Consider the following 26,225-nt stretch of genomic DNA (forward strand, 5'->3'; position numbering starts at 1 on the left):
GGTACGCGGCTCAGCCGCGCTCCCGCCGCTCCGCCAAGCGCTCATCCGCCAGGTCCAGCAGCGCGGCGATCCGCACCCCGACATCCTCCGCGTACATCGCGTCGGCCCGCTCGAACTGCGTACGGCTGGCGCCCCGCAGGAACGTCACGACGCCCAGGGTCCGCCCCCGGCTGCGCAGCACCGCACACAGGGCGTGCATGGCGTCGCCCGGCCACTGGCGGGCGACGGCCCACTCGCGGATCTGCTCGGGATCGGACGCGCCGGCACTGGCCCGTACGGAACCGATCCGCTCCACGCACTGGAGGGCGGGATGCCCCTCGGCATACCGCACGGGCAGTCCGGCACGTCCGTCGGCCGGCAGGCTGGGTCCCGGAGCGCCCGAGGGTGTGGCGGCGGCCCGTACCAGGCGTACCGTCTCCTCGCCGTCCCGTACGGAGCCGCCCGCGACCCGGTCGATCAGCGCATGGTCGGCGAAGCCGGCCAGCGAGAAGTCCAGGTGGACGACCGCGGCCTCGGCCGGGTCCTCGCACTCTGCCGCCGCGCGCGCGGCACGGTGCAGCTGGTTGGCCCGGAACCGCAGCTGCGAGGCCTCCTGCTCGCTCTGCTTGCTCTCCGTGACGTCCTGGAAGAGCCAGCCGACACCGAGCGGAACGGGCTCTTCCGCGAGCGGCGAGGACAGCCGCAGGAAGCCGCTCCGCCAGCACCGCCGCTTCTCGCCCTCCGGCGTCCGCACGGTCACCCACATCTCGGCGAGCGCGGGCGGCGCCCCCTCGGCGAGCACATGCGCGAGCGCGCTCTCCAGCTCCTCGACACCCTGCGCGAGCAACTCGCCCAGGGGTCGCCCCAGTACGGCCGTACGCCCTATGCCGAGCGCGCGAGCCGCGTGCGCGTTGACGACGGCGGGCCGCAGATCGGCGTCGACGAGTACGACGCCCCAAGACGCGTCCTCGAGCAACGCCTCGCTCAGGGCGATCGACCGCTCCAGATCTATCTGCGCGTGTACCTCACTGAAGGCGCAGTAGACCCCTGCGGGCTTCCCGTTGGGCCCACGCACGGCCGCGGACTGGGTTCGTACGAGGACCCGTCCGCCCTCCTTGGTGAGCAGCGCGAACTCGTGCACCTGCCGACCGGGGGCGTGCATCGCCGACATCAGCCGGCTCTCGACCTCCTCGGCGTCCGCGGTCCGCACGGCCCACCCGGCGAACCCGTGCCGCCCGACCGCCTCGTCCGCGCTCCACCCGAGTATCCGCTCCGCCTCACGATTCCAATGGGTCACGACACTGTCGGCGTCAAAAGCGCACAACGCCGCGTCCATCCCATCCAGCAAAGCGGCAAGCAGATCGGACCCGTCCCGCTCGGGCTCCTGCGGCCCCAGCTCGTCCGTAGTCCCACTACGCCGGGAAGCACTCACCTGGCACCCCCTGCAGGCCGTGTCGGCGTGTCCTGCGCGGTACGCCCGCGCGCCCGTTCCCTCACTGCGAATCACTCACTAGTAATCATTCAACTCGAACGTGACGCAGCACACACCGGGTTCCCACAAGATTGAAGAAAATCGTTGCACGCCGGAAACGCACCTCACAGGTCCCGTCGGCTCCGTGCCGGCCAGCTGTACGCGGCCGGCGCCAGGTCCGCGACGACCGCCGCGTGGTCGGACGGCCATACGCCGTCGACGGGGCCGTCGCCCGCTCGGTGGATCGAGCGGACGTGGCCGAGGGCGTCCGGGCCCGGCGGTCCGACGTGGATGTAGTCGATGCGGAGGTCGGGATTGCCGGGCGCGACGTAGGGATTGGCCGCGGCCCAAGTGGCCGCCGGGATCCCTGGATCCGCGTACGCCCAGGCGTCGAGGAACACCTGCCCGGGGACGACCGGTGCCGTTTTGCAGCCGCCGAACAGCCGGATTTCGTCCGAGTCGGGCCAGGCGTTGAAATCGCCGGTGATGACCGGCGGAAACGCCGTCCCGCCGCGATGATCCGCGACGAACCCGGCGAGAACGCGGACCTGTTCGACCCTCACTGCCGAAGCGTGAGCGAGGGAGGTCAGGTGCGTCGTGAAGAACGGCACCGGATGGACCGGCGCGTCCAGCCGTGTATACAGCGCCAGCCGCCCGTCGTCCTCCCCGTCAGGCTTCGGCAACCGCACCACCGCCCGGTCCACGACGGGCCACCGGCTGAGCACGGCATTGCCCAGATCGACCGTCGAGTCCCCGAGCCGCCGCTGCCACCCCTCGGGCGCCTCCGAAGCGGCCCACGTCCAGTACAGCCCCAACTCGTCCGCCAGCCACTCCGCCAGGTTCTCCCCACCGCACGCCCACACCTCCTGCAGCCCGACGACATCCGGCCGCAAGTCCCGCAGAACGGCCAGAATCGCCTTCCGCCGCTGCTCCCACGGCCCGAACCGCCACCACAGGTTCCACGTCACCACGCGCATGCGCTGCCCCGCCCTCCCAGAGTCCGCAGATTCGTGGCGTACCCAAAAACCGGTTGAACGAAGTCCGAGCGGTTCCTAAGGTGACTGTTACTTCGGAAAGGAGGTGGTTCGGCAGATGTATCTAAACCGGACAGGAGAGGTGGCTGCGGGCTAGCGGCCCGTCACCACATCCAGTGCGGTGCCGGACCAGCGCGGGTTAGAGACGCGCAGCCGGCCCAATCCAAAGCAGTCACCCGACCCGCGAGCTCGCCGGTAAGTCCGGCCGGCTCCCTCCTCGGAGGGGACCAGAGCTCGCGGGTCGTCTGCGTTCTGTGCTGCCCGCCAACGGGCTCAGTGGGCGATGTCCTCGTAGCCCTCGATTTCGCGCGGGTCGCGCGTGCCAGGGCCCACATAGCGCGCGGACGGCCGTACGAGGCGGCCTGTGCCCTTCTGTTCCAGGATGTGGGCGGACCAGCCTGCCGTGCGGGCGCAGGTGAACATGGATGTGAACATGTGGGCCGGGACTTCGGCGAAGTCGAGGATGATGGCGGCCCAGAACTCGACGTTGGTGGCGAGGACGCGGTCCGGGCGGCGGGCGTGGAGTTCCGCGAGGGCCGCTTTTTCCAGGGCTTCGGCGATTTCGAAGCGGGGGGCGCCGAGTTCGCGGGCGGTGCGGCGGAGGACCCGGGCGCGGGGGTCTTCGGCGCGGTAGACGCGGTGGCCGAAGCCCATGAGGCGTTCGCCCTTGTCGAGGGCCTGGCGCACGTACGCCTCGGCGTTCCCGGTGCGTTCGATCTCCTCGATCATGCCGAGTACGCGGGAGGGGGCGCCGCCGTGGAGGGGGCCGGACATGGCGCCGACCGCGCCGGAGAGTGCTGCCGCCACGTCCGCGCCGGTGGACGCGATGACGCGGGCGGTGAAGGTCGAGGCGTTCATGCCGTGTTCCGCGGCGCTCGTCCAGTACGCGTCGACCGCCGCGACGTGCTTGGGGTCGGGTTCGCCGCGCCAGCGGATCATGAAGCGTTCGACGACGGACTGGGCCTTGTCGATCTCGCGCTGGGGCACCATGGGCAGGCCCTGGCCGCGGGCGGACTGGGCGACGTAGGAGAGGGCCATGACGGCGGCGCGGGCGAGGTCCTCGCGGGCCTGCTGTTCGTCGATGTCCAGCAGGGGTTTCAGGCCCCAGACGGGTGCCAGCATGGCGAGGGCCGACTGGACGTCCACGCGGATGTCGCCGGAGTGGACGGGGATCGGGAAGGGCTCGGCGGGCGGCAGGCCGGGGTTGAATGCGCCGTCGACGAGGAGCCCCCAGACGTTGCCGAAGGAGACGTGGCCGACCAGATCCTCGATGTCGACGCCCCGGTAGCGAAGGGCGCCGCCCTCCTTGTCCGGTTCGGCGATCTCCGTCTCGAAAGCGACGACTCCCTCTAGTCCGGGTACGAAGTCGGACATCAGGCGGCTCCTCATGATGTGGGCGACGGGTTCGTTGTGGGGTTGCGATACAGGGGTTGCATACGTCCGTGCCGGGTGGGTGGCCGACGTGCGGTTCCGCGGTCGCTGCTGGACTCGCGGTCCGTACGTACGTGCGTACTCCGGTGATGCCCGCTGCGGCGGGCGGTCACCCGTCTTTGGCCACAGGACGATATCCCTTGGTGCCACCTTTGGGGAGAGTTCGCGGCACTCAGTGCCACGTGTGACGAAGCACACGCCCGCCTGGCACCACGCGGTGTGCGGCGATCGGGATACGGCAAGATGACCGCGTGACCGACCATGACCCCGTCCTCGACCCGGCCCTGATGCGCAAGCAGTACCGGGCCGAGGGACTCGACGAGACCGAGCTGGCCGACCACCCGATGAGGCAGTTCGCGCACTGGTTCAGGCAGGCGGCGAAGGCCGCGGCGCAGGGCGCGGTGTACGAGCCGAACGCCATGGTCGTGTCCACGGTGGGCGTGGATGGCAGGCCGAGTTCGCGCACGGTGCTGCTGAAGCAGTACGACGAGCGGGGCTTCGTCTTCTACACGAACTACGAGTCCCGCAAGGCGCGCGACCTGGCGGAGAACGCGTACGTCTCGCTGCTGTTCCCCTGGCATGCGCTGGCCCGCCAGGTCGTCGTCAGCGGTGTCGCGCGGCGTACGGGTCGCGACGAGACGGCCGCGTACTTCCGGACCCGCCCGCACGGCTCGCAGCTCGGCGCCTGGGCCAGCGCGCAGTCCACCGTGGTCTCTTCGCGGGCCGAACTCGACGCAGCGTACGCGGAGTTGGCGGCGCGTTACCCGGAGGGCGAGCAGGTTCCGGTGCCGCCGAGCTGGGGTGGTTTCCGTGTCGAGCCGCAGACGGTGGAGTTCTGGCAGGGGCGGGAGAACCGGCTGCATGACCGTCTGCGGTATGTCGCGACCCCCGACGGTGGGTGGCGGGTGGAGCGGCTCAGTCCCTGAGCGGTCGGGGGTCGGTGCGCGGCAAGGGGTCCGCGCGCGGTCGGTCGAGCACCCCGTCCAGGATTCTTCCCCACTGTGCGACGACCCGTTCCCGCCTCGCCCCGTCGTCCGTGAGCAGGTTGGCGAGGCCCAGGCCTCGGGCCATGTCCAGCAGGCCCTGGACGGTTTCGCGGACGCCGGGGCGGGATTCGTCCGCGTCGAGCAGTTCCACGGCGATGTGGTGGGTCTCGCGGCCCACGCGGGCCTCGAGCTCCGTGACGCGGGGGCGTAGTTGGTCCTCGTTGGAGGCGGCGACCCAGAGGTGGAGGGCTGCGCGGAACAGGGGGCCCGTGTAGAGGTCGACGAGGGCGCTGACGACGGCGCGGCGGTCTGCGGGGCCGTCGGGGAAGAGGGCGCGCAGGGCGGTGGAGCGCTGTTCGGCGACGTACTCGACCGCTGCTGTGAAGAGGTCCTCGCGGGTCGGGAAGTGGTGCTGGGCAGCGCCGCGTGAGACCCCGGCGCGTTCGGCGACGACGGAGACCGTGGAGCCCGCCCAGCCGTGTTCGGCGAGGCAGGCCACGGCGGCTTCCAGCAGGCGTTGCCGGGTGGCGCGGCTGCGGTCCTGCTTGGGGACGCGGTCCACGAGCCCGGCGTTCAAAGCACCCATTGGGGATCCCGTCGTTCGAGGAATGCCGTCATGCCCTCGCGAGCGTCGGCGGAGGCGAACAGCCGGGCCGAGAGCCCGGCCAGTTCGTCGGCGTTCTGGTGGAAGGACTCCAGCACCTTAGCCGTGAGCAGCCGCTTCGTCTCCCGCAGTCCTTGGGGGGAGGCACGGCGCAGGCCGTCGAGGACGGGTTCGAGCACCTCGTCGACGTCGCTGCCGACCGCCGTCAGCAGGCCGATGCGCGCCGCTTCGGCCGATCCGAAGTCCTCGCCGGTGAGGTAGTAGCGGCTCAGTGCGCGCGGGTCGGTGCGGGGCAGGAGGGGCAGGGAGATGACGGCGGGCGCGACGCCGATGTGTACCTCGGTGAAGGCGAAGGTGGCTTCGGCGGAGGCGGCCGCGATGTCGCAGGCGCCGAGCAGGCCGAGGCCGCCCGCCCGTACGTGCCCGGTGACCCGGGCCACGACGGGTTTGCGCAGCTCGATGATCTGCCTCAGCAGCCAGACGAACGCCGTCGGCGGATAGGGGTCCCCCCGCTCGAGCGCAGCCGAGAGTGGGGGAGTGTGGCGCAGGTCGGCGCCCGCGCAGAACGTGGTCCCGGTGTGGGTGAGGACGACGGCGCGTACGTCGCTGTCCTTGCCGCACTGCTTCAGCGCGTCCGACAGTTCGACCATGAGGGCGACGGACAGGGCGTTGCGGTTGGCCGGTGAGTCGAGGGTGAGGGTGGTGATGCCGCGCTCGTGCGACCGGCGCACCAGGGTCATGCGCGCTCCCTCAGTTCCCGCAGTTCCCGCAGTTCCCGGCGCAGGATCTTCCCGGAGACGGCCCTGGGCACGCCTTCGATGAAGTCGACATGCCGGATCTTCTTGTACGGGGCGACGCGTTCGGCGACGTACTGCATGACCTCGCCTTCGGTGAGGTCGACCGCCGTCGGCTGGCGCACTGCATAGGCGTGTGGGACTTCGTTGTTGTCGGAGTCGTACACGCCGATGACGGCGGCGTCGGCGATGCCGGGATGCGTCAGCAGGACGGCCTCGAGTTCTGCGGGGGCCACCTGGAAGCCCTTGTACTTGATCAGCTCCTTGACGCGGTCGACGACGAACAGCCAGCCCTCGGCGTCGACGTGACCGACGTCTCCGGTGTGCAGCCAGCCGTCTTCGTCGATCATCGCGGTGGTGACTTCGGGGCGTCCCAGGTAGCCCTTCATGATCTGCGGTCCGCGGATGGCGATCTCGCCGCGCTCCCCCACGCCGACGTCGCTGGAAGGGTCGTCCAGGGAGAGAATGCGCATCTCCGTGCCGGCGATGAGTTTTCCGACGCTTCCAGGGGGCGGGTCAGCAGAGTCCCGGGGGACGACGTGGGTGCCGGGCGAGAGTTCCGTCATGCCGTACGCCTGGCCGACGGGTGGCAGTCCCAGCCTGCGCGAACAGGCCGCCGCCAGCTCGGCGTCCAGGGGTGCCGCGGCGCTGACGATGTACTCCAGGGACGACAGGTCGTAGCCGTCGACGGCGGGGTGCTTGGCAAGGGCGAGCACGATCGGCGGGGCCACGTACAGCCCCGTGATGCGGTGTTTCTCGATGGCGGAGAGGAACGTGTCGAGGTCGAATCGGGGCAGCACGACGACCGTGGCCCCCTGCCTCAGGGGCGCGTTCATGAGAGCCGTCAGCCCGTAGATGTGGAAGAACGGCAGTACGGCGAGGATGCGGTCGCCCGGGCCCATCGGCATGCTGGGCGCGAGCTGCGCGAGGTTGGTGGCGATGGACCGGTGGGTGAGCATCACGCCCTTGGGGACGCCGGTTGTCCCGGAGGAGTACGGGAGGGCCGCGACGTCCTCTGAGGGGTCGATGTCCACCTCGGGCTCGGGGGCCGTGGAGCCGAGCATGTCGAGCAGCGAGCGGTGCCCTTCGGCCTGGTCGCAGACGAAGATCTCCTGTACGCCGCCGGCGAGTTCGGCCGCCCTGCGCGCCGTCTCCAGGAGGGGCGACACGGTGACGATCCAGCGGGTGGCGCTGTCCCGCAGTTGCTTGCCGAACTCCTCGTCCGTGGCGAGGGGATGCACGGTGGTGACCGACGCCCCCGCGCGCGTGGCGGCGTAGAACGCGGCGGGGTAGGCGATGGTGTTCGGGCTGTGCAGGGCCAGTACGTCCCCCTTGCGGACGCCGGCCTCGGCGAGTGCGGCGGCGATCCGCCGGTGGAACGTGTCGAGTTGGGCGTAGGTGAGGGTCGTACCGTCCACGCCGTCGATCAGGGCCGGTGTCTCGCCCCGTTCGACGGCCCTGCCCAGTACCGCCTCGTGGATGGGTTCTTCTACGGCCGGGACGTCTGCGTACTCGCTGCGGAACATGGTTCCTCCTCGCGCGGCTGGCACAGCGGGGTGGTGGTCAGTACGACTTGGGCAGGCCCAGGGTCTGGTGGGAGACGTAGTTGAGAATCATCTCCCGGCTCACCGGCGCGATACGAGCCACGCGCGCGGCCGTTATCAATGAGGCGAGCCCGTACTCGCGGGTGAGTCCGTTGCCGCCGAGGGTGTGCACGGCCTGGTCGACGGCTTTCACACAGGCCTCGCCTGCCGCGTACTTCGCCATGTTGGCGGCCTCCCCGGCGGCGGTGTCGTCGCCCGCGTCGTACAGGGCGGCGGCCTTCTGCATCATCAGGCGGGCGAGTTCCAGGTCGATGTGCGCCTGGGCGAGGGGGTGCGCGATGGCCTGGTGGGCGCCGATGGGTTCCTTCCACACGGTGCGCTCGCGGGCGTATTCGATCGCCCTGGAGAGCGCGTAGCGGCCCATGCCGATCGCGAACGCGGCCGTCATGATGCGCTCCGGGTTGAGCCCCGCGAACAGCTGGAGCAGGCCCGCGTCCTCATCGCCGACGAGGGCGTCCGCGGGCAGTCGTACGTCGTCGAGGGTGAGCTCGAACTGCTTCTCCGTGGTGTGGAGTTCCATGTCGATGCCGCGGTGTTCGAAGCCGGCCGCTTCGCGCGGGACGATGAACAGGCAGGGCTTGAGCCTGCCCGTTCGTGCGTCCTCGGTGCGGCCGACGACGAGGGTGGCGTCGGCCTTGTCCACTCCGGAGATGAATACCTTGCGGCCGGTGAGGAGCCAGTCGGTGCCCTCGCGGCGGGCCGTGGTGGTGAGGCGGTGGCTGTTGGAGCCGGCATCTGGTTCGGTGATGCCGAAAGCCATGAGGCGGGTTCCGTCTGCCAGGCCTGGTAGCCACTCCTGTTTTTGGGTGTCTGTGCCGAAGCGGGCGATTACCGTGCCGCAGATGGCGGGCGACACGATCATCATGAGGAGGGGGCTGCCTGCGGCTCCCAACTCCTCCAGCACTATGGAGAGTTCGGATATGCCGCCGCCTCCGCCTCCGTATTCCTCGGGAAGGTTGACTCCCAGGTAGCCGAGTTTGGCCGTTTCCGACCAGAGTTCGTCGGGGACGTGGTTGCGGCCGTGGCGTTTACCCAGGGCTGCGACCGCTGCACGGAGGGCTGTGTGTTCTTCGGTTTCCACGACGGGGGGCATGGGGCTCCTCAGGGAGAAGGGGGCTCGTTGTCCTGGACCACTGCCAGCAAGGTGCCGACCTCCACCTGCTGGCCTGGAGACGCGTGCAGCACACTCAGCGTCCCTGAGGCGGGTGCGGAGATCTTGTGTTCCATCTTCATCGCCTCCAGCCAGATGAGGGGCTCTCCCGCCCGCACAGGGGATCCCTCGGCCAGGCCTTCGGCGACCCGTACGACCGTGCCCGGCATCGGTGCCAGCAGGGAGCCGGGTTCTTGCTGGGCCATGGGGTCGGGGAATCGGGGCAGGGCCGTGAGTGCGGTGGTGTTCGCGTACACCTCGTCGCCGTAGCGGGCCACCTCGAAGTTCCGTCGTACGCCGTCCACTTCGAGTACGACCAGGTCGGTGGCCGTGTGCAGGACGCGTACCCCGTCCGCGGTCAGGCCCTCCCGCGCGTGCCGGTAGTGGACCTCGTACTCGGTGCCGTCCATCAGGTATCGCTTGGTCTGCGGCTGTGAAGGCAGGTTGCGCCAGCCGCCGAAGCGGGAGCGGCCGTGGGCGTCGGCGAGCGCGGCGGCGAGGGCAACCAGAGGTGGTCGCGCGGCGACTCCGTTGAGGGCGGTGGTGGGAGACGGGTGGGCGTACGGGTCGGGGACGGGCGCCGTCAGCTCCGTCAGGTGCCGGTCGTAGAAGCCCGTGTCCATGCGGGCCGTCGCGAACTCCGGGTGCCTGAGCGAGCGTACGAGGAGGTCCCTGTTCGTGATCGGACCGTGGATCGTCGCCCTCTCCAGGGCGCCCGCCAGCTTGCGCAGGGCCTCCGCGCGCGTGGGAGCGTGCGCGACGGCCTTGGCGAGCATCGGGTCGTAGTGGACGCCGATCCCGTCGCCGTCCGAGTAGCCGGTGTCCAGGCGGACGTCGGGGACGGTGAGGCGGTGCAGGGTGCCGGTCTGCGGGGTCCAGCCGTTCGCCGGGTCCTCTGCGTAGAGGCGGGCCTCGATCGCGTGGCCACGCGCGCGTGGAGGGTCCTTTTCTAGGGGGGCGCCCTCGGCGACACGGATCTGGAGGGCCACCAGGTCGATCCCGAACACCGCCTCCGTGACGGGGTGTTCGACCTGGAGGCGGGTGTTCATCTCCAAGAAGTGCGCCTTGCCGTCGGCGACGAGAAACTCGACAGTGCCCGCGCCCACATAGTCGACCGCACGGGCCGCCCGTACGGCCATCGCGTACAAGGAGTCGGTCGGTTCGGAGGTCAAACCGGGTGCCGGGGCCTCCTCGATCACCTTCTGGTGGCGGCGCTGGAGGGAGCAGTCGCGGGTGCCGAGCGGCCACACCGTGCCGTGCGTGTCGGCCAGGATCTGCACCTCGACATGCCGGCCGCCCTCCACGTAGGGCTCGATGAAGACCTCGCCGTCTCCGAAGGCGCTCAGGGCCTCGGCCCGCGCTGCCGCCAACTCGCCTTCCAGATCGGCGAGTCGGCGTACGACACGCATGCCGCGCCCGCCTCCGCCCGCGGCGGCCTTCACCAGGACGGGCAGATCGCCCTCCTCGACGTCGGCCATCGAAGCGAGCCCCATCAACTCCTTGGCGCGTGTCTTGGAAGCCATCGCCTCGATCGCCTCGGGCGGCGGACCGATCCAGACGAGGCCCGCGTCGAGGACGGCTCGCGCGAAGTCGGCGTTCTCGGAGAGGAAGCCGTAGCCGGGGTGCACGGCGTCCGCGCCCGCGCTCAGCGCCGCCTTCACGATCAGCTCGCCGCGCAGATACGTCTCCGAGGGCGCCGCACCGGGGAGGCGTACCGCCGCGTCGGCCACGCGCGCGTGGAGGGCGTTTTCATCGGCGTCCGAGTACACGGCGACCGTTCGGATTCCCAACTCACGGCAGGTGCGGAAGACTCGGCAGGCGATCTCGCCCCGGTTGGCGACCAGCACACTGGAAATCACGGGATCCCCTCTCACATCCGGAAGACGCCGAAGCCACCGCGTACGCCCTCAAAGGGCGCCGTGTGGATCGCGGACAGGCACAGGCCGAGGACGGTGCGGGTGTCGCGCGGGTCGATGACCCCGTCGTCGTACAGCCGCCCGGACAGGAACTTCGGCAGGGACTCGGCTTCGATCTGCTGCTCCACCATGGCGCGCAGCGCCGCGTCGCCCTCCTCGTCATACGGCTGCCCCTTGGCGGCGGCCGACTGCCGGGCCACGATCGACAGGACCCCCGCCAGCTGCTGAGGCCCCATGACGGCCGACTTGGCGCTGGGCCAGGCGAACAGGAAACGCGGATCGTACGCCCGCCCGCACATCCCGTAGTGACCGGCCCCGTACGAGGCCCCCATGAGCACGGAGAGGTGCGGGACCGTCGAGTTGGACACCGCGTTGATCATCATCGCGCCGTGCTTGATGATGCCGCCCTGCTCGTACTCCATGCCGACCATGTAGCCGGTGGTGTTGTGCAGGAACAGCAGCGGGATGTCGCGCTGGTTGGCGAGCTGGATGAACTGGGCCGCCTTCTGGGACTCCTCGCTGAACAGCACCCCTTGGGCGTTGGCCAGCACGGCCACCGGATAGCCGTGGAGAGTGGCCCACCCGGTGGTGAGGCTCGTCCCGTAGAGCGGCTTGAACTCGTCGAAGTCGGAGCCGTCGACGATGCGGGCGATGACCTCGCGCGGGTCGAAGGGCACCTTCAGGTCGCCGGGGACGATCCCCAGGAGCTCGTCCTCGTCGTATTCGGGAGGCGCGGCGGGCCCTGGATCGTCGTACGCCTTGCGGTGGTTGAGGCGGGCGATCACGCGGCGCGCCTGGCGGAGGGCGTCCGGTTCGTCGACCGCGAAGTGGTCCGCGAGACCCGACACGCGCGCGTGCATCTCGGCGCCGCCCAGGGACTCGTCGTCGCTCTCCTCGCCGGTGGCCATCTTCACCAGGGGTGGCCCGCCGAGGAACACCTTCGCCCCCTCCTTGACCATGATCACGTGGTCGGACATACCGGGGATGTACGCGCCTCCGGCGGTCGAGTTCCCGAAGACGACCGCCACGGTCGGGATCCCGGCGGCGGACAGCCGGGTGAGGTCGCGGAACATCGCTCCCCCAGGGATGAAGATCTCCTTCTGGGAGGGCAGATCGGCGCCACCCGACTCCACCAGGCTGATGCACGGCAGCCGGTTGGCGAGAGCGATGTCATTCGCCCGCAGTGCCTTCTTCAGGCTCCAGGGGTTGCTGGCTCCGCCGCGTACGGTCGGGTCGTTCGCGGTGATCAGGCACTCCACGCCCTCGACGACGCCGATCCCGGTGACGAGCGAGGCGCCGACGGTGTACTCACTCCCCCACGCGGCCAGCGGGCTGAGTTCCAGGAAGGGCGTGTCCGGGTCGAGGAGCAGCTCGATGCGTTCGCGGGCGAGCAGCTTGCCGCGCTCGCGGTGCCGCCTGACGTACTTCTCGCCGCCGCCCGCAAGGGCCTTCGCGTGCTCGGCGTCGAGTTCGGCGAGCCTGGCGAGCATGGCTTCGCGGTTGGCTGTGTAGTCGGGGCCCGCAGTGTCGAGCGCGGTCGCCAGGACGGTCATAGGAGCGCCTCCGGGATGTCCAGGTGACGGGAGCGGAGCCATTCGCCGAGGGCCTTGGCCTGCGGGTCGAAACGGTGCTGCGAGGCGACGCCCTCGCCGAGGAGTCCCTCGACGACGAAGTTCAGGGCGCGGAGGTTGGGCAGTACGTGCCGTACGACGGTCAAGTCGGCGGTTTCCGGGAGGAGTTCGCGGAACCGGTCGACGGTGAGGGTGTGCGCGAGCCAGCGCCAGGCGTCATGCGTGGGGGCCCACACTCCGACGTTCGCGTCGCCGCCCTTGTCACCGCTGCGGGCGCCGGCGACGCGCCCGAGCGGCACCCGCCGCACCCGGCCGTCGGGCAACGGCTCGGGCAGCACCGGCTGTTCGCCGGGATCGGCGAGCGCGCGCGTACGGGCCGGCGGATCGATGCGTACGCGCCTGCCGTCGGACAGCACGGCCGTGTGCGGTGCGGCGCCCTGCTCGACGTAAGCGGCCTCGAACACCCCGTACGGGCTGCCCTTCCCGGGCGGCGCCGTGACATGGAATCCCGGGTAACTGGCCAGCGCCAGCTCGACCGCGGCCCCGCTCAGCGCCCGCCCCACCACCTCCGGATCGGCGTCCCGCACCACGAGCCGGAGCAGCGCGCTCGCGGTCTCCTCGGTCGGGGCGTTGGCCCGGTCGGTGCGGGCCAGCTCCCAACTCATCGCAGCGGGACGGGACTTGGCTTCCGAGAGTGCGGCTTCCATCTGGTCCTGGACCAGGGCCGCCTTCTGCTCGATCTCAAGTCCCGTGAGAACGAAGACGACTTCGTTGCGGAAGCCGCCGAGCCGATTGAGGCCGACTTTGAGGGTGGGCGGCGGGGGCTCGCCGCGTACGCCGTCGATGCGCACCCGGTCAGGGCCCACCTCGGTGAGCCGTACGGAGTCGAGCCGGGCGGTGACGTCGGGTCCCGGGTACCGGGCGGCGCCCGTCTCGTACAGCAGCTGAGCCGTGACCGTGCCGACGTCCACGACGCCGCCGGTGCCGTCGTGCTTGGTGATGACGCTGGAGCCGTCCTCGTGGAGTTCGGCGAGCGGGAAGCCGGGGTGGAGGAAGGTGCTCCGGTGGTGGTCGGTGAAGTGGGCGTAGTTGCCGCCGGTGGCCTGCGTCCCGCATTCCAGGACGTGCCCGGCGACGACGGCCCCCGCGAGCCGGTCGTGGTCGTCCGGCCGCCAGCCGAAGTGGGCGGCGGCGGGCCCGCTGACCAGCGCGGCGTCGGTGACACGGCCGGTGACGACGATGTCGGCGCCCGCGCGCAGACAAGCGGCGATGCCGAAGCCGCCGAGGTAGGCGTGAGCGGCGAGGAGCCCCGGGGTGGGGGTCCCCCCGCTCGAGCGAAGCCGAGAGTGGGGGAGGCGGGTGAGGTCGTCACCTTCGACGTGGGCGACGCGCGACGGAATGCCGAGACGGCCGGCCAACTCCCTTACGGAGTCGGCGAGTCCGGCCGGGTTGAGGCCACCGGCGTTGACGACGATGCGTACGCCTCGCTCGTGCGCGAGCCCGAGGCACTCCTCCAACTGGCGCAGGAAGGTGCGGGCGTACCCGGCGCCGGGGTCTTTTTGCCGATCCCGTCCCAGGATGAGCATGGTGAGTTCGGCGAGGTAGTCGCCGGTGAGGACGTCCAGCGGGCCGCCGGTGAGCATCTCGCGCATCGCGTCGAAACGGTCGCCGTAGAAGCCCGACGCGTTGCCGATGCGGAGGGGAGGGGCCTTTTCCTGGCTCGTTTCCAGTCTCGTTTCCGGGCTCACCCTGTGGCTCCGCTGGGCTCGCGCCCCGCGCCCGGCGGTCCCGCGAAGGCCTGGGCGATGTCCAGCCACCGGTCGGCGTCCGGCCCTTCGGCGTGCACGGCGAGGTCGGCGCGGTGGGCCCGCCGGGTGACCAGCAGGCAGAAGTCGAGCGCGGGTCCGGTGACGCGCTGGGGTGCGTCTTCGGGGCCGTACGCCCATACGTCGTCCCCCGAGGGCGCCACGAGCTCGACGCGGAACTCCTCCTTCGGCGCGCTCAACCCCCGTACGGAGAAGGCGAAGTCGCGGGCCCGGACGCCGATGCGTACGACGTGGCGGAGGCGGTTGGTGGGGTTGCGTACGAGGCCGAGCGCGTCGGCGATGTCCTGCCCGTGGGCCCAGGTTTCCATGATCCGCCCGGTGGCCATGGAGGCGGTGGACATCGGCGGCCCGAACCAGGCGAAGCGCGCGCCGGGCGGTGCCGCTCGCAGCGCGACCTGCAGAAGCGCCCGGCTCCTACGCCACCGCGCGAGCAGCTCGGCGGGCGGGAGTCCGGCACCCTCCTCGGCCCCCTCGTCCACGAAGGTGTCCGAGGAGACGAAGGCCTTCTGCACCTCCCTCGCGAAGCCCTCCGGGTCGGTCACCGCGAGCAGCGCGGCCCGGTCGGTCCAGGCGAGGTGCGCGACCTGGTGGGCGACGCTCCAGCCGGGCGCGGGCGTCGCATGCGCCCACTGCTCCTCGCTCAACTCCCTTACGATCCGGTCGAGTTCGTTGCTCTCCTCGCGCAGGTCGTCGAGTACGGGCGTGGGGTCGGACACGGGGCGCTCCCTGAGGGGACGGCGGTGTGCGGCGCGGTGTGTCCTGGAGCATGGCAGCGGTCGCAAAAACAAGCAAGCGTGCTTGGAAATTTTTTCGGTGTGGTGCCACCGACAGGTCCGGAGACACACGAGGGCCCGCTCGCGTGGGGCGTGCGGGCCCTCGTGCTCTGTGCCGCTCCCGTCCGTCAGACCGGGCGATGCTCGGCGCTGATCTCACCGATGTCGGTGCTCACCGATGCCGGTGCTCAGCGACGCGGTGGCGCGCGTCACCGGCGATGGCGTCACACGATGGCCTCAGGTGACGTTGCGGGCCTTCCCTCGTCCGACCTGCGTCCGCACCGCGCCGATGCTCGCCGCGATGACCAGGCTGATCGCGAGGGACTCCGTCAGGGTGAGGGTCTGGCTGAGGACGAGGAAACCGGCGAGGGCGGCGACGGCCGGTTCGAGGCTCATCATGATCGCGAACGTCGAGGCGGGCAGGCGGCGCAGGGCGAGGAGTTCGAGCGTGTACGGGAGGACGGAGGAGAGCACCGCGACGGCGGCGCCCAGGGCGATCGTGGTCGGGTTCAGGAGCTTCGCTCCCGACTCGACGATGCCCAGCGGGAGGAACAGCACCGCCCCGATCGCCATGGCCAGCGCCAGCCCGTCGGCCCGGGGGAACCGGCGGCCCGTACGCGCGCTGAAGATGATGTACGCCGCCCACATGGCCCCCGCGGACAGGGCGAACGCGACGCCGACCGGATCGAGCGTGCTGAAGCCCCCACCACCGAGAAGGAAGACGCCGGCGAGGGCGAGACCGGCCCAGACGAGGTTGATCGCGCGACGTGAGGCCAGGACGGAGAGTGCGAGGGGCCCGAGCACTTCGAGGGTGACGGCGGCACCGAGCGGAATGCGGGCGGCTGACTGGTAGAAGAGCCCGTTCATGGCGGCCATGGTGATCCCGAAGAGGACGACGGTCCCCCAGTCGGCCCGCGAATGCCCGCGCAGCCGGGGCCGGCAGACGACGAGCAACACGACGGCGGCGACCACAAGCCGCAGGCTCACCACGCCGAGCGCTCCGGCCCGCGGCATCAGACTCACGGCAAGCGCCCCACCGAACTGAACGGACACGCCTCCGGCCAGCACCAGCCCGACGGGGCCCAGGGAGCCCCATCGGCGCCTCCGGCCCGGCGCCCCTCCGGGCACCGCGACAGCCTCCGGCTGCGTGACCGCACCTTCGGCCGCGGTCGCGCCTGCCGACGGGGACCGGTCTGCACGGGGGAGGTTCACGGGGGCCTTCCAAGACGACGTACTGTTCAGCATGCTGCACTGCAACGTACACAGTAATGGACTACGCAAGGAGCGTAAACCCACTTAGCAGCTTACGAACGACGTCAACCGCAGCCTGACGGGACGCCCATAGGGGCGATGCAGCAGTAATAGGTTTGGGACAGCCGCCAGATCCCCTCGGCGCCCCAAACCTTCCAATCCCTTGAGAGGCGGTCTTGTACGCCGACCCAGCGCCCTACTTCCCGGCCCCTTCGGAGGGCTTCGAGGGCGGCTCGGCGACGAAGGAGCCTAGGCCCGGCTCCGTATACGTCAGCCCTTCCTCGCGCAGCGCGCTGAGAACCTTGTGCGCGGTCGCGTTGGCGATCCCGAACTCCGCGGTGAGCTGGACAACGGACGGGACACGCGTGCGCGGCGGATAGGTGCCGTCGGCGATCCGGCCGCGCACCACCTCGGCCACCTGGCGCCAGCGGGGGATGTCGGGAACAAATTCGATCACCGCTCCAGCATGCGCATGCCTAGGCTTCTACGCGATACAGGGAATACGTAGAACACCTAGCATGCCTAGACTGCCTCGAGTACGGTGAGGCCATGAAGAAACCCCCGCGACGGGAGCAAGCCGTCCGGGGCGCGGCCACCAGCTGAATCGGAGCTGACGACATGACCGACCTTATCCGCCGCATCACCGCCTGGGTGAGTCTCCTATTCATTCCACGCGGAGCGCACCGCGTACGCCCGCCCCACCCCGCACCCACCACTGTCCTGCCGCAGCCACAGGCCGTGCAGCTACCGGCCCACCGAAGCCCGTACGGGCTGGACACCCCGCTCGACGCCACCGCGACCAGGCCCGTACGCCCGTACGTGATCGCCCACGAACAGCGATGGCGACGTCGCGAACTCGCCCTGGCCACCCTGGGGTTGGACGCGCCCGGCCCGTACTGGATCCACGGGGTGGAGGTCGCCTGATGGGACAGGAGTCACCGCAGCCACAGCTGGCGCGCGAGGGGCGCCTGCTGCCCTGGGCCGGTGCCGGGGGCAAGCCCTGCTACCTGCTCACCGACGAGTGCGGCGGACCCGTGTCCCGCCTGGCCGACGTCACGGAGTCCATCCAGCTCGGCATGGGCACACAACTCCTTGCCCACGCCCACGCCATGCTCCCGGACACCCCGCCGGGCGACCTCCGATTCCTCGCCGAGCGGCTGACCGAGGCCCTCCGCGACGCACTCCGGGTCGCCGAAAGCCGCGGCCGACGGTTGAACCACTTGAACTGAGCGCGGCGGCAGGGGCGCACCCACTGGGCGAGCCCCCTCAGCCCCCCAACCGCACCGGCAGCTCGAACAAATCGTTCTGCGTCACCACCGGCTTGTTGCGGAGTTCCGTCGCCGGGACCGCCAGGTCGAGCTCCGGGAAGCGTTCGTACAGCGCGGGCAGCGCGATCGCCGCCTCCAGGCGGGACAGCGCCGCGCCGGGGCAGACGTGCGGGCCGTGACCGAAGGAGATGTGGCGGTTCTCCGGGACGCGCGTGATGTCGAAGTCACCGGCCGAAGGCCCGTGGGCCTTCTCGTCGCGGCCGATCGCGGCGTACGAGACGATCAGGGCGTCGCCCGCCGGGAGGACCTTGTCGCCGACCGGGACGTCCTGAGTCGCGAAACGAATCAGGACGTGAGACGTGGGGGTCGACCAGCGCAGCGTCTCCTCGATCACCGACGACCAGTCGGCCAACCCGGCCAGTACCAGGTCGCGCTGCTCGGGATGCGTGGACAGGTTCACAACCGCGTTGACGATGAGCGAGATCGTCGTCTCGTGACCGGCCGCCACCATCAACTGCAGCGTCGAGACGATCTCCTCGTCGGTCAGACGGTCACCGTCCTCGGAGGCGAGGATCAGCGCACTGGTCAGATCGTCGCCGGGAGCGGAGCGCTTCGTCGCGACCGTGGCCGCCATGATCCCCGCCAGCTCGGTCAGCGTGGCGATGACCTCCTCCGGCGGCGTCTGGGTCGAGAAGAACTTCTCGAACAGCTGCTTGAGGCGGGGGAGTTGGGAGTCGTCCATGCCCATGAGATCCGCGATGACATACATGGGAAGCGGGTACGCGAACGCCGCCTTCAGGTCGACGACTTCGGGGGCGCCGGCGCCTTGGGGAAGCGCGTCGAGGAGATCGGTCGTCAGCTTGGTGATCCGCTCCCGCATCCGCTCCACGCGCCGCGGCGTGAGCGCCTGCGCCACGAGCGAACGCATCCGGCGATGCTCCGCACCGTCCACGGTGAGCATCGAACGGCCCGGGTTCGCCAGCCCGATCAGCGGCCAGTCCGGCGGGATCTCGCCGCGCCGCCATGCACCCCAGACATTGATGTCCTTCACCAGCCGTGGATCTGTGAGGAGTTGCCTGGCCTCGGCGTGATGCGTGACCGCCCACACCGGAATGCCCCCCGGCAACTCCACGGCGGCAAGCGGCCCCGCGGCACGTAACCGGGCACTCTCGCCGTCCAGGTCGCTGACGAAGGGATCGAGAGCGATACGGGTCGGGCTCGTCTCGGTGGTCATGGGCAGAGGCCCCCAAGGTCGGTCGTACGGCGGTCGGTTCGTACGGCGCTTGCAGTGGCTGTGACGGTCAGAGCGTGTTGCAGCCCAGTGCGTGCCTCGGCGTGAATCTCACCGGCAGTTCCGTCAGGCCCCGCAGCCACGGCGACGGGCGGCGCGTGAGCGAGTCGGCCGGTACGGCCAGGTCGAGGTCGGGCAGCCGGTCGAGGATCACCTCGATGCCCGTACGCGCGATGACCTCCGCGACCTCCCGGGCCGGGAACGGGCAGCGGTGCTCGCCGTGGCCGAAGGAGAAGTGCGCGCTGTTGCCACCCGTGAGGGCGGAGCCGTCGACGCGTACCTGCGGGTCGCTGTTGGCGGCTTGGAGGCCGAGCAGCAGCAGATCGCCCGCGCTGATGCGGCGACCGCCGAGCTGGGTGTCGCGGGAGGCCCAGCGGCCGGCCACGTTCTGCGTGGGCGTGTCCTCCCACAGCACCTCGTTCATGGCCTCGGCGACACTGTGCCTGCCGCCGAACAGCGAGGCCGCGAAGCGCTCGTCCGTCAGCATCAACCGCAACGAGTTGCCGATCCAGTCCGCCGTCGGCTGATGGCCCGCGGCCATCAGCACCATCAGGTCCTGCGTGATCTCCTCGTACGTGAAGCCCGAGCCGTCGGCCAGCATGCGGCTCACCACGTCGTCCGCGGGCCGTGCTGCCCGGTCCGTGACCAGTCGCGCCATGGACGTGGCGAGATGCCGCTGCCCCGCGAGGGCGTTCTCGCGCCCGTTGATCATGTCGTTGAGGGCGGTGACCAGGCCGGGCCCCTGCTCTTCGGCGAACCCGTACAGGGTCGCCAGTACGCGCACGGGCAGCAGCATCGCGTAGTCCGCGACGATGTCCGTCTCGCCCTTGGCGCAGATCGCGTCGATCAGCTCGTCGGCGAACTTCTCGGCGTGGCCCCGCAGTTGGAAGGCGTCGACGGCTTCGAGCGCGTCGCTGATCATCGCGGCGCGGTCGGGGTGCCGCTCGCCGACGGTGTAGAGGATCGACGGCTGCTTACGGCCGATCATCGGCAGCAGCGGCCAGTCGTCGGGGATGCGCGGCCACTGGCTCCACAGGTCGGAGTCCCGGCTGAACAGCACGGGATCACCGGTGACCTGGTGCAGCTCGCGATAGCCGAGAACGAGCCACGCCGGTACGTCACCGTCGAGCAGCACCGGCGCCACGGCGCCGTGCTCGCGCCGCAACTCCCGGTACAGCGCGGCGGGTTCGGCCTGGAGCCGGTGCCCGCCGAGGGCGACGGGTTCCGTCGCAGAAGTTCCAGAGGCTCCAGAGGTTCCAGACGTTCCGGAGGGACCGGGGGCGATTCGTGAGGTTTCAGAGGTTTCGGAGTCCAACTAGCACCTGCTCCAGTACGTCGGGATCGGGGGCGCCGCCCGCATCACCCCGGCGCGGATGTCGGGCGCGGACGCGGCCCGCGGCGAGGAGGTCGGAGAGCAGGATCCGGGTGATGCTCAGCGGTAGCCGCAGCTCGGCGGCGAGCTCCACGACCGCGGTCGGCCGCTCGCACAGCCGCAGGATCGCCGCGTGCTCGGACTGCATGCCCGGCGCCGGGTCGCACTCGGCGACGATCAGCGTGACCAGGTCGAACGGGGTGTCGAGCGCGGACCGGCTGCGCCCTCCGGTAAGGGTGTAGAGCCGGTCGGGCGCGTCGTCCCTGCCCGGGCGGCTCATGACGTACGTGGCAGCGCGCTCAGGTGTCCGCCGAGCTGTTCCACGAACTCGCTCATGTTGTGCCCGACGACTGCGGCGTCCGCCTCCTCGTCGGTGACCACGGCGAGGTGTACGCCCGAGCCCGCCTCGACGATGAACAGCACCCCGCCGTAGAACTCGGCCATGGCCGACCGGATGCCCCCGCTGCCGTCCCCGAACTCCATGGACGCACCGTGGGTCAGCGACTGGATCCCGGCGGCGATCGCGGCGAGTTGGTCGGCCTGATCCGCGGTGAGCCCTCCCGTACGGCACAGCTTCAGCCCGTCGCGGGAGAGCACGAGCGCGTGCCGGGCGCCCGAAGTGCGTTCCAGCAGGCCCTCGATGAGCCAGCTGAGCTTCTCGTCGGCGGTCACGGTCGCGGTGGTGCCGGTCATGGGGTGGGGTCGCCTTCCAGGTGGGGGGTCGCGTGCGCGGGGGCTTGGGGGGTCGCGGTCGGCTCGGTGACGGGCGTGGTGTCTCGTACGACGTGATCGGCGGCATCGGCTCGTGCGGCCTCGTTCGCCGCCGTGCCCCGTACGGCCTGGCGGAAGGTGCCGAAGCGGGCGGCGCGGATGCGGGCGTTCTCGGCGTGGGTGAGGCGAGGTGAGGGGGTCGCTGCTGCGGGGCGGGCGCGTTCGGCGTCAGCCTCGGCTGCGGCTGCGGCTTCGGCTGCGGCTGCGGCTTCGGCTTCGGCTTGGGCTTGGGCTTCGGCGAGGGTGCGGCCTCGGCGGCGCTTGGGGAGGCCGCTGGTGGTGTCGCTGTTGTTCCTGGTCTCGCTCTCGCCGGTGCGGTCCGGGGACTCGTGGGTGGGGACGGGCTCCGGGTCCAGGTCGGGGAGGGCGCGGGCAGCGGCGTACGACTCCGGGGTGTGGGCCGGGACCGGGACCGGGAGCCCTGGTGTGGTCCGCGGCGAGGCGGGCGCGGATTCCGGGGCGGCGGGTCCGGTGAAGCCGTATGCCTTTGGGGGCCGGGCCTGGGCCTGGATCTGGCCCTCGGGCTTGGTCCGCGGCAGGGCGGGTGCGGGCTCGGCGGCGCCAGGACCCGCGAGGATGTCCTGGGGGATGAGGACGAGGACGCCCGTGCCGCCGCGCGCGGAGGGGCGGAAGGAGATCTTCAGCCCGTACTTGCGGGCGAGGCGGCCGACGACAGCGAGGCCGAGACGGGTGCCGGTGAGACCGCCGAGCCGGGCGTGCTCACCGGCGACGGCGCGTTCGGCGCGGCGCAGCTGTACGTCGCCCATGACCAGGCCCGCGTCCTCGACGGAGACGATGACGCCGGCCGGCACTTCCTCTACGTAGACGTGCACTTCGGCGGTGGGCGGCGAGAAGTTCGCGGCGTTGTCGAGGAGTTCGGCGAGCGCGTGCATCACGCCTTCGGCGGCGTGCCCGGCGACCGCGGCCTCGCTGGCCGAGTGGAGGCGGACGCGCTGGTAGCCGCCGATCCGGCCCATCGCGCCGCGCAGGATCGACTCCATGACGATGGGCCGCGCCCAGCGGCGCCCCGAACGCGCGCCCGCGAGGACGGCGACGGAGTCGGCGAGACGGCCCACCTGGGCGGTGCGGTGGTCGAGGTGGAGGAGGTCGGTGAGTACGTCCTCGTCGGAGTGCTTCTCCTCCATGGCCCGCAGATCGGCGAGCATGCTCGTGGCCAGGGCCTGCATCCGCCCGGCCGCGTTGGCGGCGGCCGAGACCGCGGCGCCGCCCTCGGTCCTGGTCCGGCGCAACTCCTGGGCCAGACGGGCGTTCTCCGCGCCGAGGCGGGCACGCTCCTGGGCGAGTTCGCCACTCAGGCGCGTCTTCTCCTGGGTGAACTGATCGGCCTCGTGTACGCGTTCACGCTCGAACTCCTCGGTGAGCCGGGCCTGTTCGCGGGTGGACTCCTCGGCGATACGCGCCCGTTCCTGAAGCAGCCGCCCCGCGTCGTCGGTGACGGCTTCGAGGCGGCTGCGTAACAGGCGCGCCTTCTGCGTGGCGTGGCTCGCGAAGGCGACGGCCGCGCATAACAGCAGGGCGGCGGCGGCCGCACCGCACGCCAGAGGCACGCGGAACGACTCGGGGGCCGCGACGACCGCTCCGGCGACGGCGAGCGCGGCCGGTACGGCGGTGATCAGCGGCGCGGGCGCGACGGCACGCAGGCTGGGACGTTCGCCTCTGGGGTGCGCGAGGGACGGCCGATCTCGGCTGGGGCGCGCTGGAGGGATGGGCGCGGTCATGAATCGTGTCCTCGGTCGTGTCCTGGGCGGGATGCGACACCTGGTGCTCAACTGGCGGTCACTATATGAGAGTTCGTGATCGTACTGGGAAGGTTCGGGAGTCGCCTTCACAACTCGGGCACGAACGGGAGGGTGGTTCGAGGCCCTCGCTCCCCCGGCCGGGCGACCGGTCGCCGCAACTGTTCCCCACGCGCTACTGACCTTGTCTGCCCCTGTCCGGGCCTTTGTTCAAACCCCGGCGCGTTCGTCTCGCGTCGGGGTTCACCCGTCTCACCCGACGGACGACGTTTCGCCCAGGTTTCCGGGAGCGGATAGGCTCCCCACGTGGCTGAGATCCAGATTCCCGCTGACATCAAGCCCGCCGACGGACGATTCGGCTCGGGCCCCTCCAAGGTGCGGACGGAGGCGCTGGACGCGCTGGCCGCCACCGGTACGTCTCTCATGGGTACGTCCCACCGCCAGGCCCCGGTCAAGAACCTGGTCGGCAAGGTCCGCGAAGGCGTACGCGACCTCTTCTCCCTCCCCGAGGGGTACGAGGTCATCCTCGGCAACGGCGGCTCCACCGCGTTCTGGGACGTCGCGACCCACGGGCTGATCGAGAACAAGTCGCAGCACCTGAGCTTCGGCGAGTTCTCGTCGAAGTTCGCGAAGGCAGCCAAGCTCGCCCCTTGGCTGGCCGAGCCGACCGTCATCGCGAGCGACCCGGGCACGCACCCGGACCCTGAGGCCGAGGCGGGCGTGGACGTCTACGCGTTCACCCACAACGAGACCTCCACCGGCGTCGCGGCCCCCGTCAAGCGGGTCGACGGTGCCGACGAGGGCTCCCTCGTCGTCGTGGACGCGACGAGCGGCGCCGGCGGCCTCCCCGTCGACATCGCGGAGACGGACGTCTACTACTTCGCCCCGCAGAAGTCCTTCGCCGCCGACGGCGGCCTGTGGATCGGCATCTTCTCCCCGGCCGCCATCGAGCGCGCCGAGCGAATTCACGCGTCCGGCCGCCACGTCCCGGAGTTCTTCTCGCTCCCGACGGCGATCGACAACTCCCGCAAGAACCAGACGTACAACACCCCGGCCCTCGCCACCCTCTTCCTCCTCAACGACCAGTTGGAGTGGCTCAACGGCCAGGGCGGCCTGGACTGGTCGGTCCGCCGCACCGCCACCTCCGCCCGCACCCTCTACGGCTGGGCCGAGGACCTCAAGTACGCGAACCCCTTCGTCACCGACCCGGCCAAGCGCTCCCAGGTCATCGGCACGATCGACTTCTCGGACGAGGTCGACGCCGCCGCCGTGGCCAAGGTCTTGCGCGCCAACGGCATCGTCGACACCGAGCCGTACCGCAAGCTCGGCCGCAACCAGCTCCGCGTCGCGATGTTCCCGGCGATCGACCCGGCGGACATCGAGGCCCTCACGAAGTGCGTCGACTACGTCATCGAGCGGCTCTGACCACTCAGATTCGTATCTGGTTCGTACTCGGGTACGCAGATATCGATCTCGTACGCAGATGGGGGCGCCCGGCACTTTCTAGTGCCGGGCGCCCCCATTGCGTACCGCAGAAATCACCTGCTCAGCTTCTGGAACCTGCGTACCGCCAGCGGCAGGAAGATCGCCGTCAGGATCACCGGCCATACCCCCGACATCAGCAGCGCGTGCTGCTCGACCCACGAGTCGCCGCTGCCGACCGGGGTGCCGAACAGCTCGCGCGTGGCCGCGGCCGTCGACGAGATCGGGTTCCAGGCCGCTACGAAGCCCAGCCAGTCCGGCATCAGCTGGGGGGCGACGAAGATGCTGGAGATCATGGTCAGCGGGAAGGCGACCGCGAACAGGCCGCCCGCAGCCTCCGGGTTGGGGACCAGGAGCCCGAGCCATACGCCGAGCCAGATCAGCGAGAGGCGCAGCCACAGCAGGAGTCCGAAGGCGAGCAGGAAGTCGAGACCGCCGTCCGGGCGCCAGCCCATGGCGATCGCGGTGAGCATCAGGATCGTCAGCTCCGCGCAGGCCACGACCAGATCGGTGACACCGCGCCCGGCGACGACCGCGGACGGCGCCATGGGCATGGAGCGGAAACGGTCGATGACGCCGTTGGTGGAGTCGTACACGACGACCGTCGCGGTGTTGATGAAGCCGAAGGCCATCGTCATCACGAACATGCCCGGCATCAGGAAGTCCTTGTAGTCCCCGCCTCCGGGGACCTGCATCGCGCTGCCGAAGACGTACCCGTAGAGGAGGACGGAGAGGATCGGGAAGCCCAACTGCCAGGCGATGTTGATCGGTTGGCGCTGGTAGTGGGTGAGGCCGCGGCGCACGATGTTCCAGCAGTCGGCGAGGGCCCAGTAGGCACGACCGTGGCCGCTCTGTCCGGTCGTCAGGTCGAGCGCGCTCATGCCGCCGCCCTTTCCTTGGAGTCCTTGGAGTCCTTGGGGTCCTTGAGGTTCTGGGAAACGTCCGTGCGGTGTCCCGTCAGGCTCAGGAACACGTCGTCGAGGCTCGGCCTGCGCAGCCCGATGTCCTCCACCGGGACGCCCTCGTCCTGAAGCGTGCGCGCCACCTCGGTGAGGGCGAGCACCCGGTCGGTCACCGGCGCGTGCACCTTCAGCTCGGTCTCGTCCGTCTCCGGTTCGGCGTCGGAGACCTTGGCGATGACCTTCACGGTCCGCGGGATGTCGGCGCGGTCGGCGAGGACGACCTCGATACGGTCGCCGCCCACCGTGTTCTTCAGCCCCTCCGGGGTGTCGTCGGCGATGGCCCGCCCCTGGTCGATCACGGTGATGTGCGAGGCGAGCTTGTCGGCCTCGTCCAGATACTGGGTGGTCAGCAGGACGGTCGTGCCGCCCGCCACCAACGCCCGTACGGAATCCCAGACTTCACCCCGGCCACGAGGATCGAGCCCGGTGGTCGGCTCGTCCAGGAACAGCACGGTCGGGGTGAGGATCATCGAGGCGGCGAGGTCCAGGCGGCGCCGCATGCCGCCGCTGTACTTGCCGACTCCCTTGTCGGCCGCGTCGACCAGGTCGAACTGTTCCAGAAGCTCACCGGCCCGCAGGCGCGCCCCGCGTCCGCCCAGGTGGAACAGCCGGCCGAACATCTCCAGGTTCTGCCGCCCCGACAGCACCTCGTCCACAGCCGCGTACTGGCCGGTGAGGCCGATCCGTGCCCGTACGTCCCGCGGCTGCCGTGCCACGTCCAGCCCGGCCACCTGCGCCTGCCCGCCGTCGAGCCTGATGAGCGTCGACAGGATGCGGACGGCGGTGGTCTTGCCCGCGCCGTTCGGCCCGAGCAGTCCGTGGACGGTTCCCTCCCGCACCGCCAGGTCGAAGCCGTCGAGGGCCCGCTTCTCCCCGTACCTCTTCTCGAGCCCCTCGGCCCGGACCGCGTAACCGCTCATGTGCACCCCTCC

General features: G+C 70.6%; 24 protein-coding genes. 4 read left to right on the forward strand and 20 right to left on the reverse strand.

The features are described from left to right. Nucleotides 1-10 precede the first annotated feature (10 nt). The 3 genes from ACFYO0_RS24975 to ACFYO0_RS24985 form a co-directional block, all read right to left on the reverse strand. Nucleotides 11-1,411, reverse strand: a complete 1,401-nt coding sequence (locus ACFYO0_RS24975; RefSeq protein ID WP_388679879.1) for a PAS domain-containing protein — start codon at nt 1,409-1,411, stop codon at nt 11-13. A 164-nt stretch (nt 1,412-1,575) separates the two neighbouring features. Further along, nucleotides 1,576-2,427 carry an endonuclease/exonuclease/phosphatase family protein gene (locus tag ACFYO0_RS24980; RefSeq protein ID WP_388679881.1) on the reverse strand — a complete coding sequence of 284 codons (852 nt, stop codon included), beginning with the start codon at nt 2,425-2,427 and terminating at the stop codon, nt 1,576-1,578. A gap of 330 nt (nt 2,428-2,757) precedes the next feature. Next, entirely contained in the window at nt 2,758-3,858 is a 1,101-nt protein-coding gene (locus tag ACFYO0_RS24985; protein WP_388679884.1) for a citrate synthase 2, read from the reverse strand. Between the two features lie 344 nt (nt 3,859-4,202). Here ACFYO0_RS24985 and pdxH point away from each other — a divergent pair, with 344 nt between their 5' ends. Further along, nucleotides 4,203-4,841: a pyridoxamine 5'-phosphate oxidase gene (pdxH, locus tag ACFYO0_RS24990; protein WP_388680372.1), complete on the forward strand. Its 639-nt coding sequence runs from the start codon at nt 4,203-4,205 to the stop codon at nt 4,839-4,841. Here the strand turns inward: pdxH and ACFYO0_RS24995 are convergent. The 10 genes from ACFYO0_RS24995 to ACFYO0_RS25040 form a co-directional block, all read right to left on the reverse strand. Next, nucleotides 4,831-5,487: a TetR/AcrR family transcriptional regulator gene (locus tag ACFYO0_RS24995; RefSeq protein ID WP_388679887.1), complete on the reverse strand. Its 657-nt coding sequence runs from the start codon at nt 5,485-5,487 to the stop codon at nt 4,831-4,833. The genes pdxH and ACFYO0_RS24995 overlap by 11 nt on opposite strands. After that, complete coding sequence (locus ACFYO0_RS25000) at nt 5,475-6,245, reverse strand: enoyl-CoA hydratase family protein (RefSeq protein ID WP_388679889.1); 771 nt, start codon at nt 6,243-6,245, stop codon at nt 5,475-5,477. The genes ACFYO0_RS24995 and ACFYO0_RS25000 overlap by 13 nt, the downstream gene beginning before the upstream one ends. Further along, a complete protein-coding gene (locus ACFYO0_RS25005; protein WP_388679891.1) occupies nt 6,242-7,825 on the reverse strand; it encodes a 4-coumarate--CoA ligase family protein in 1,584 nt (527 codons plus the stop codon). Before ACFYO0_RS25005 ends, ACFYO0_RS25000 begins: the two co-directional genes overlap by 4 nt. Before the next feature lie 37 nt (nt 7,826-7,862). Further along, complete coding sequence (locus ACFYO0_RS25010; protein ID WP_388679894.1) at nt 7,863-8,996, reverse strand: acyl-CoA dehydrogenase family protein; 1,134 nt, start codon at nt 8,994-8,996, stop codon at nt 7,863-7,865. 8 nt (nt 8,997-9,004) lie between these two features. Next, nucleotides 9,005-10,912, reverse strand: a complete 1,908-nt coding sequence (locus ACFYO0_RS25015; protein ID WP_388679897.1) for an acetyl/propionyl/methylcrotonyl-CoA carboxylase subunit alpha — start codon at nt 10,910-10,912, stop codon at nt 9,005-9,007. 11 nt (nt 10,913-10,923) lie between these two features. Continuing rightward, nucleotides 10,924-12,522: an acyl-CoA carboxylase subunit beta gene (locus tag ACFYO0_RS25020; RefSeq protein ID WP_388679899.1), complete on the reverse strand. Its 1,599-nt coding sequence runs from the start codon at nt 12,520-12,522 to the stop codon at nt 10,924-10,926. Beyond that, nucleotides 12,519-14,288 (reverse strand): acyclic terpene utilization AtuA family protein, encoded by a 1,770-nt coding sequence (locus ACFYO0_RS25025; RefSeq protein WP_388679901.1) that lies wholly within the window; start codon nt 14,286-14,288, stop codon nt 12,519-12,521. Before ACFYO0_RS25025 ends, ACFYO0_RS25020 begins: the two co-directional genes overlap by 4 nt. Then, complete coding sequence (locus ACFYO0_RS25030; RefSeq protein ID WP_388679904.1) at nt 14,285-15,082, reverse strand: TIGR03084 family metal-binding protein; 798 nt, start codon at nt 15,080-15,082, stop codon at nt 14,285-14,287. Before ACFYO0_RS25030 ends, ACFYO0_RS25025 begins: the two co-directional genes overlap by 4 nt. Before the next feature lie 294 nt (nt 15,083-15,376). Beyond that, nucleotides 15,377-16,351: a DMT family transporter gene (locus tag ACFYO0_RS25035; protein WP_388679907.1), complete on the reverse strand. Its 975-nt coding sequence runs from the start codon at nt 16,349-16,351 to the stop codon at nt 15,377-15,379. Nucleotides 16,352-16,586: 235 nt separating this feature from the next. Next, nucleotides 16,587-16,847 carry a GntR family transcriptional regulator gene (locus ACFYO0_RS25040; RefSeq protein WP_388679910.1) on the reverse strand — a complete coding sequence of 87 codons (261 nt, stop codon included), beginning with the start codon at nt 16,845-16,847 and terminating at the stop codon, nt 16,587-16,589. A 161-nt stretch (nt 16,848-17,008) separates the two neighbouring features. On the opposite strand from ACFYO0_RS25040, the gene ACFYO0_RS25045 reads away from it, so the two are divergent. Together ACFYO0_RS25045 and ACFYO0_RS25050 are read left to right on the forward strand one after the other, a co-directional pair. Continuing rightward, nucleotides 17,009-17,314 (forward strand): hypothetical protein, encoded by a 306-nt coding sequence (locus ACFYO0_RS25045; RefSeq protein WP_388679912.1) that lies wholly within the window; start codon nt 17,009-17,011, stop codon nt 17,312-17,314. Then, a complete protein-coding gene (locus tag ACFYO0_RS25050; RefSeq protein ID WP_388679914.1) occupies nt 17,314-17,619 on the forward strand; it encodes a hypothetical protein in 306 nt (101 codons plus the stop codon). The genes ACFYO0_RS25045 and ACFYO0_RS25050 overlap by 1 nt, the downstream gene beginning before the upstream one ends. Nucleotides 17,620-17,656: 37 nt before the next feature. Here ACFYO0_RS25050 and ACFYO0_RS25055 read toward each other — a convergent pair whose 3' ends face one another. The 5 genes from ACFYO0_RS25055 to ACFYO0_RS25075 form a co-directional block, all read right to left on the reverse strand. Next, on the reverse strand, nt 17,657-18,892 hold the full coding sequence (locus ACFYO0_RS25055; RefSeq protein WP_388679917.1) for a cytochrome P450: 1,236 nt from the start codon (nt 18,890-18,892) through the stop codon (nt 17,657-17,659). Nucleotides 18,893-18,959: 67 nt separating this feature from the next. Further along, nucleotides 18,960-20,234 (reverse strand): cytochrome P450, encoded by a 1,275-nt coding sequence (locus ACFYO0_RS25060; protein WP_388680375.1) that lies wholly within the window; start codon nt 20,232-20,234, stop codon nt 18,960-18,962. A 10-nt stretch (nt 20,235-20,244) separates the two neighbouring features. Then, complete coding sequence (locus ACFYO0_RS25065; protein WP_388679920.1) at nt 20,245-20,601, reverse strand: DUF742 domain-containing protein; 357 nt, start codon at nt 20,599-20,601, stop codon at nt 20,245-20,247. Beyond that, complete coding sequence (locus tag ACFYO0_RS25070) at nt 20,598-21,014, reverse strand: roadblock/LC7 domain-containing protein (RefSeq protein ID WP_388679923.1); 417 nt, start codon at nt 21,012-21,014, stop codon at nt 20,598-20,600. Before ACFYO0_RS25070 ends, ACFYO0_RS25065 begins: the two co-directional genes overlap by 4 nt. Next, complete coding sequence (locus tag ACFYO0_RS25075; RefSeq protein ID WP_388679925.1) at nt 21,011-22,831, reverse strand: ATP-binding protein; 1,821 nt, start codon at nt 22,829-22,831, stop codon at nt 21,011-21,013. Before ACFYO0_RS25075 ends, ACFYO0_RS25070 begins: the two co-directional genes overlap by 4 nt. A gap of 324 nt (nt 22,832-23,155) precedes the next feature. Here ACFYO0_RS25075 and serC point away from each other — a divergent pair, with 324 nt between their 5' ends. After that, nucleotides 23,156-24,274 carry a phosphoserine transaminase gene (gene serC, locus ACFYO0_RS25080; RefSeq protein ID WP_388679928.1) on the forward strand — a complete coding sequence of 373 codons (1,119 nt, stop codon included), beginning with the start codon at nt 23,156-23,158 and terminating at the stop codon, nt 24,272-24,274. A 113-nt stretch (nt 24,275-24,387) separates the two neighbouring features. On the opposite strand, the gene ACFYO0_RS25085 is transcribed toward serC, so the two are convergent. Both ACFYO0_RS25085 and ACFYO0_RS25090 read right to left on the reverse strand, forming a co-directional pair. Next, complete coding sequence (locus tag ACFYO0_RS25085; RefSeq protein ID WP_388679930.1) at nt 24,388-25,212, reverse strand: ABC transporter permease; 825 nt, start codon at nt 25,210-25,212, stop codon at nt 24,388-24,390. Beyond that, the gene (locus ACFYO0_RS25090) at nt 25,209-26,213 is read right to left on the reverse strand and encodes an ATP-binding cassette domain-containing protein (RefSeq protein WP_388679933.1); all 1,005 of its coding nucleotides are present in this window, start codon (nt 26,211-26,213) and stop codon (nt 25,209-25,211) included. The genes ACFYO0_RS25085 and ACFYO0_RS25090 overlap by 4 nt, the downstream gene beginning before the upstream one ends. Between the last annotated feature and the right edge of the window lie 12 nt (nt 26,214-26,225).

The organism is Streptomyces sp. NPDC006365 (genome assembly GCF_042870755.1).
GTDB lineage: Bacteria > Actinomycetota > Actinomycetes > Streptomycetales > Streptomycetaceae > Streptomyces > Streptomyces xiangluensis.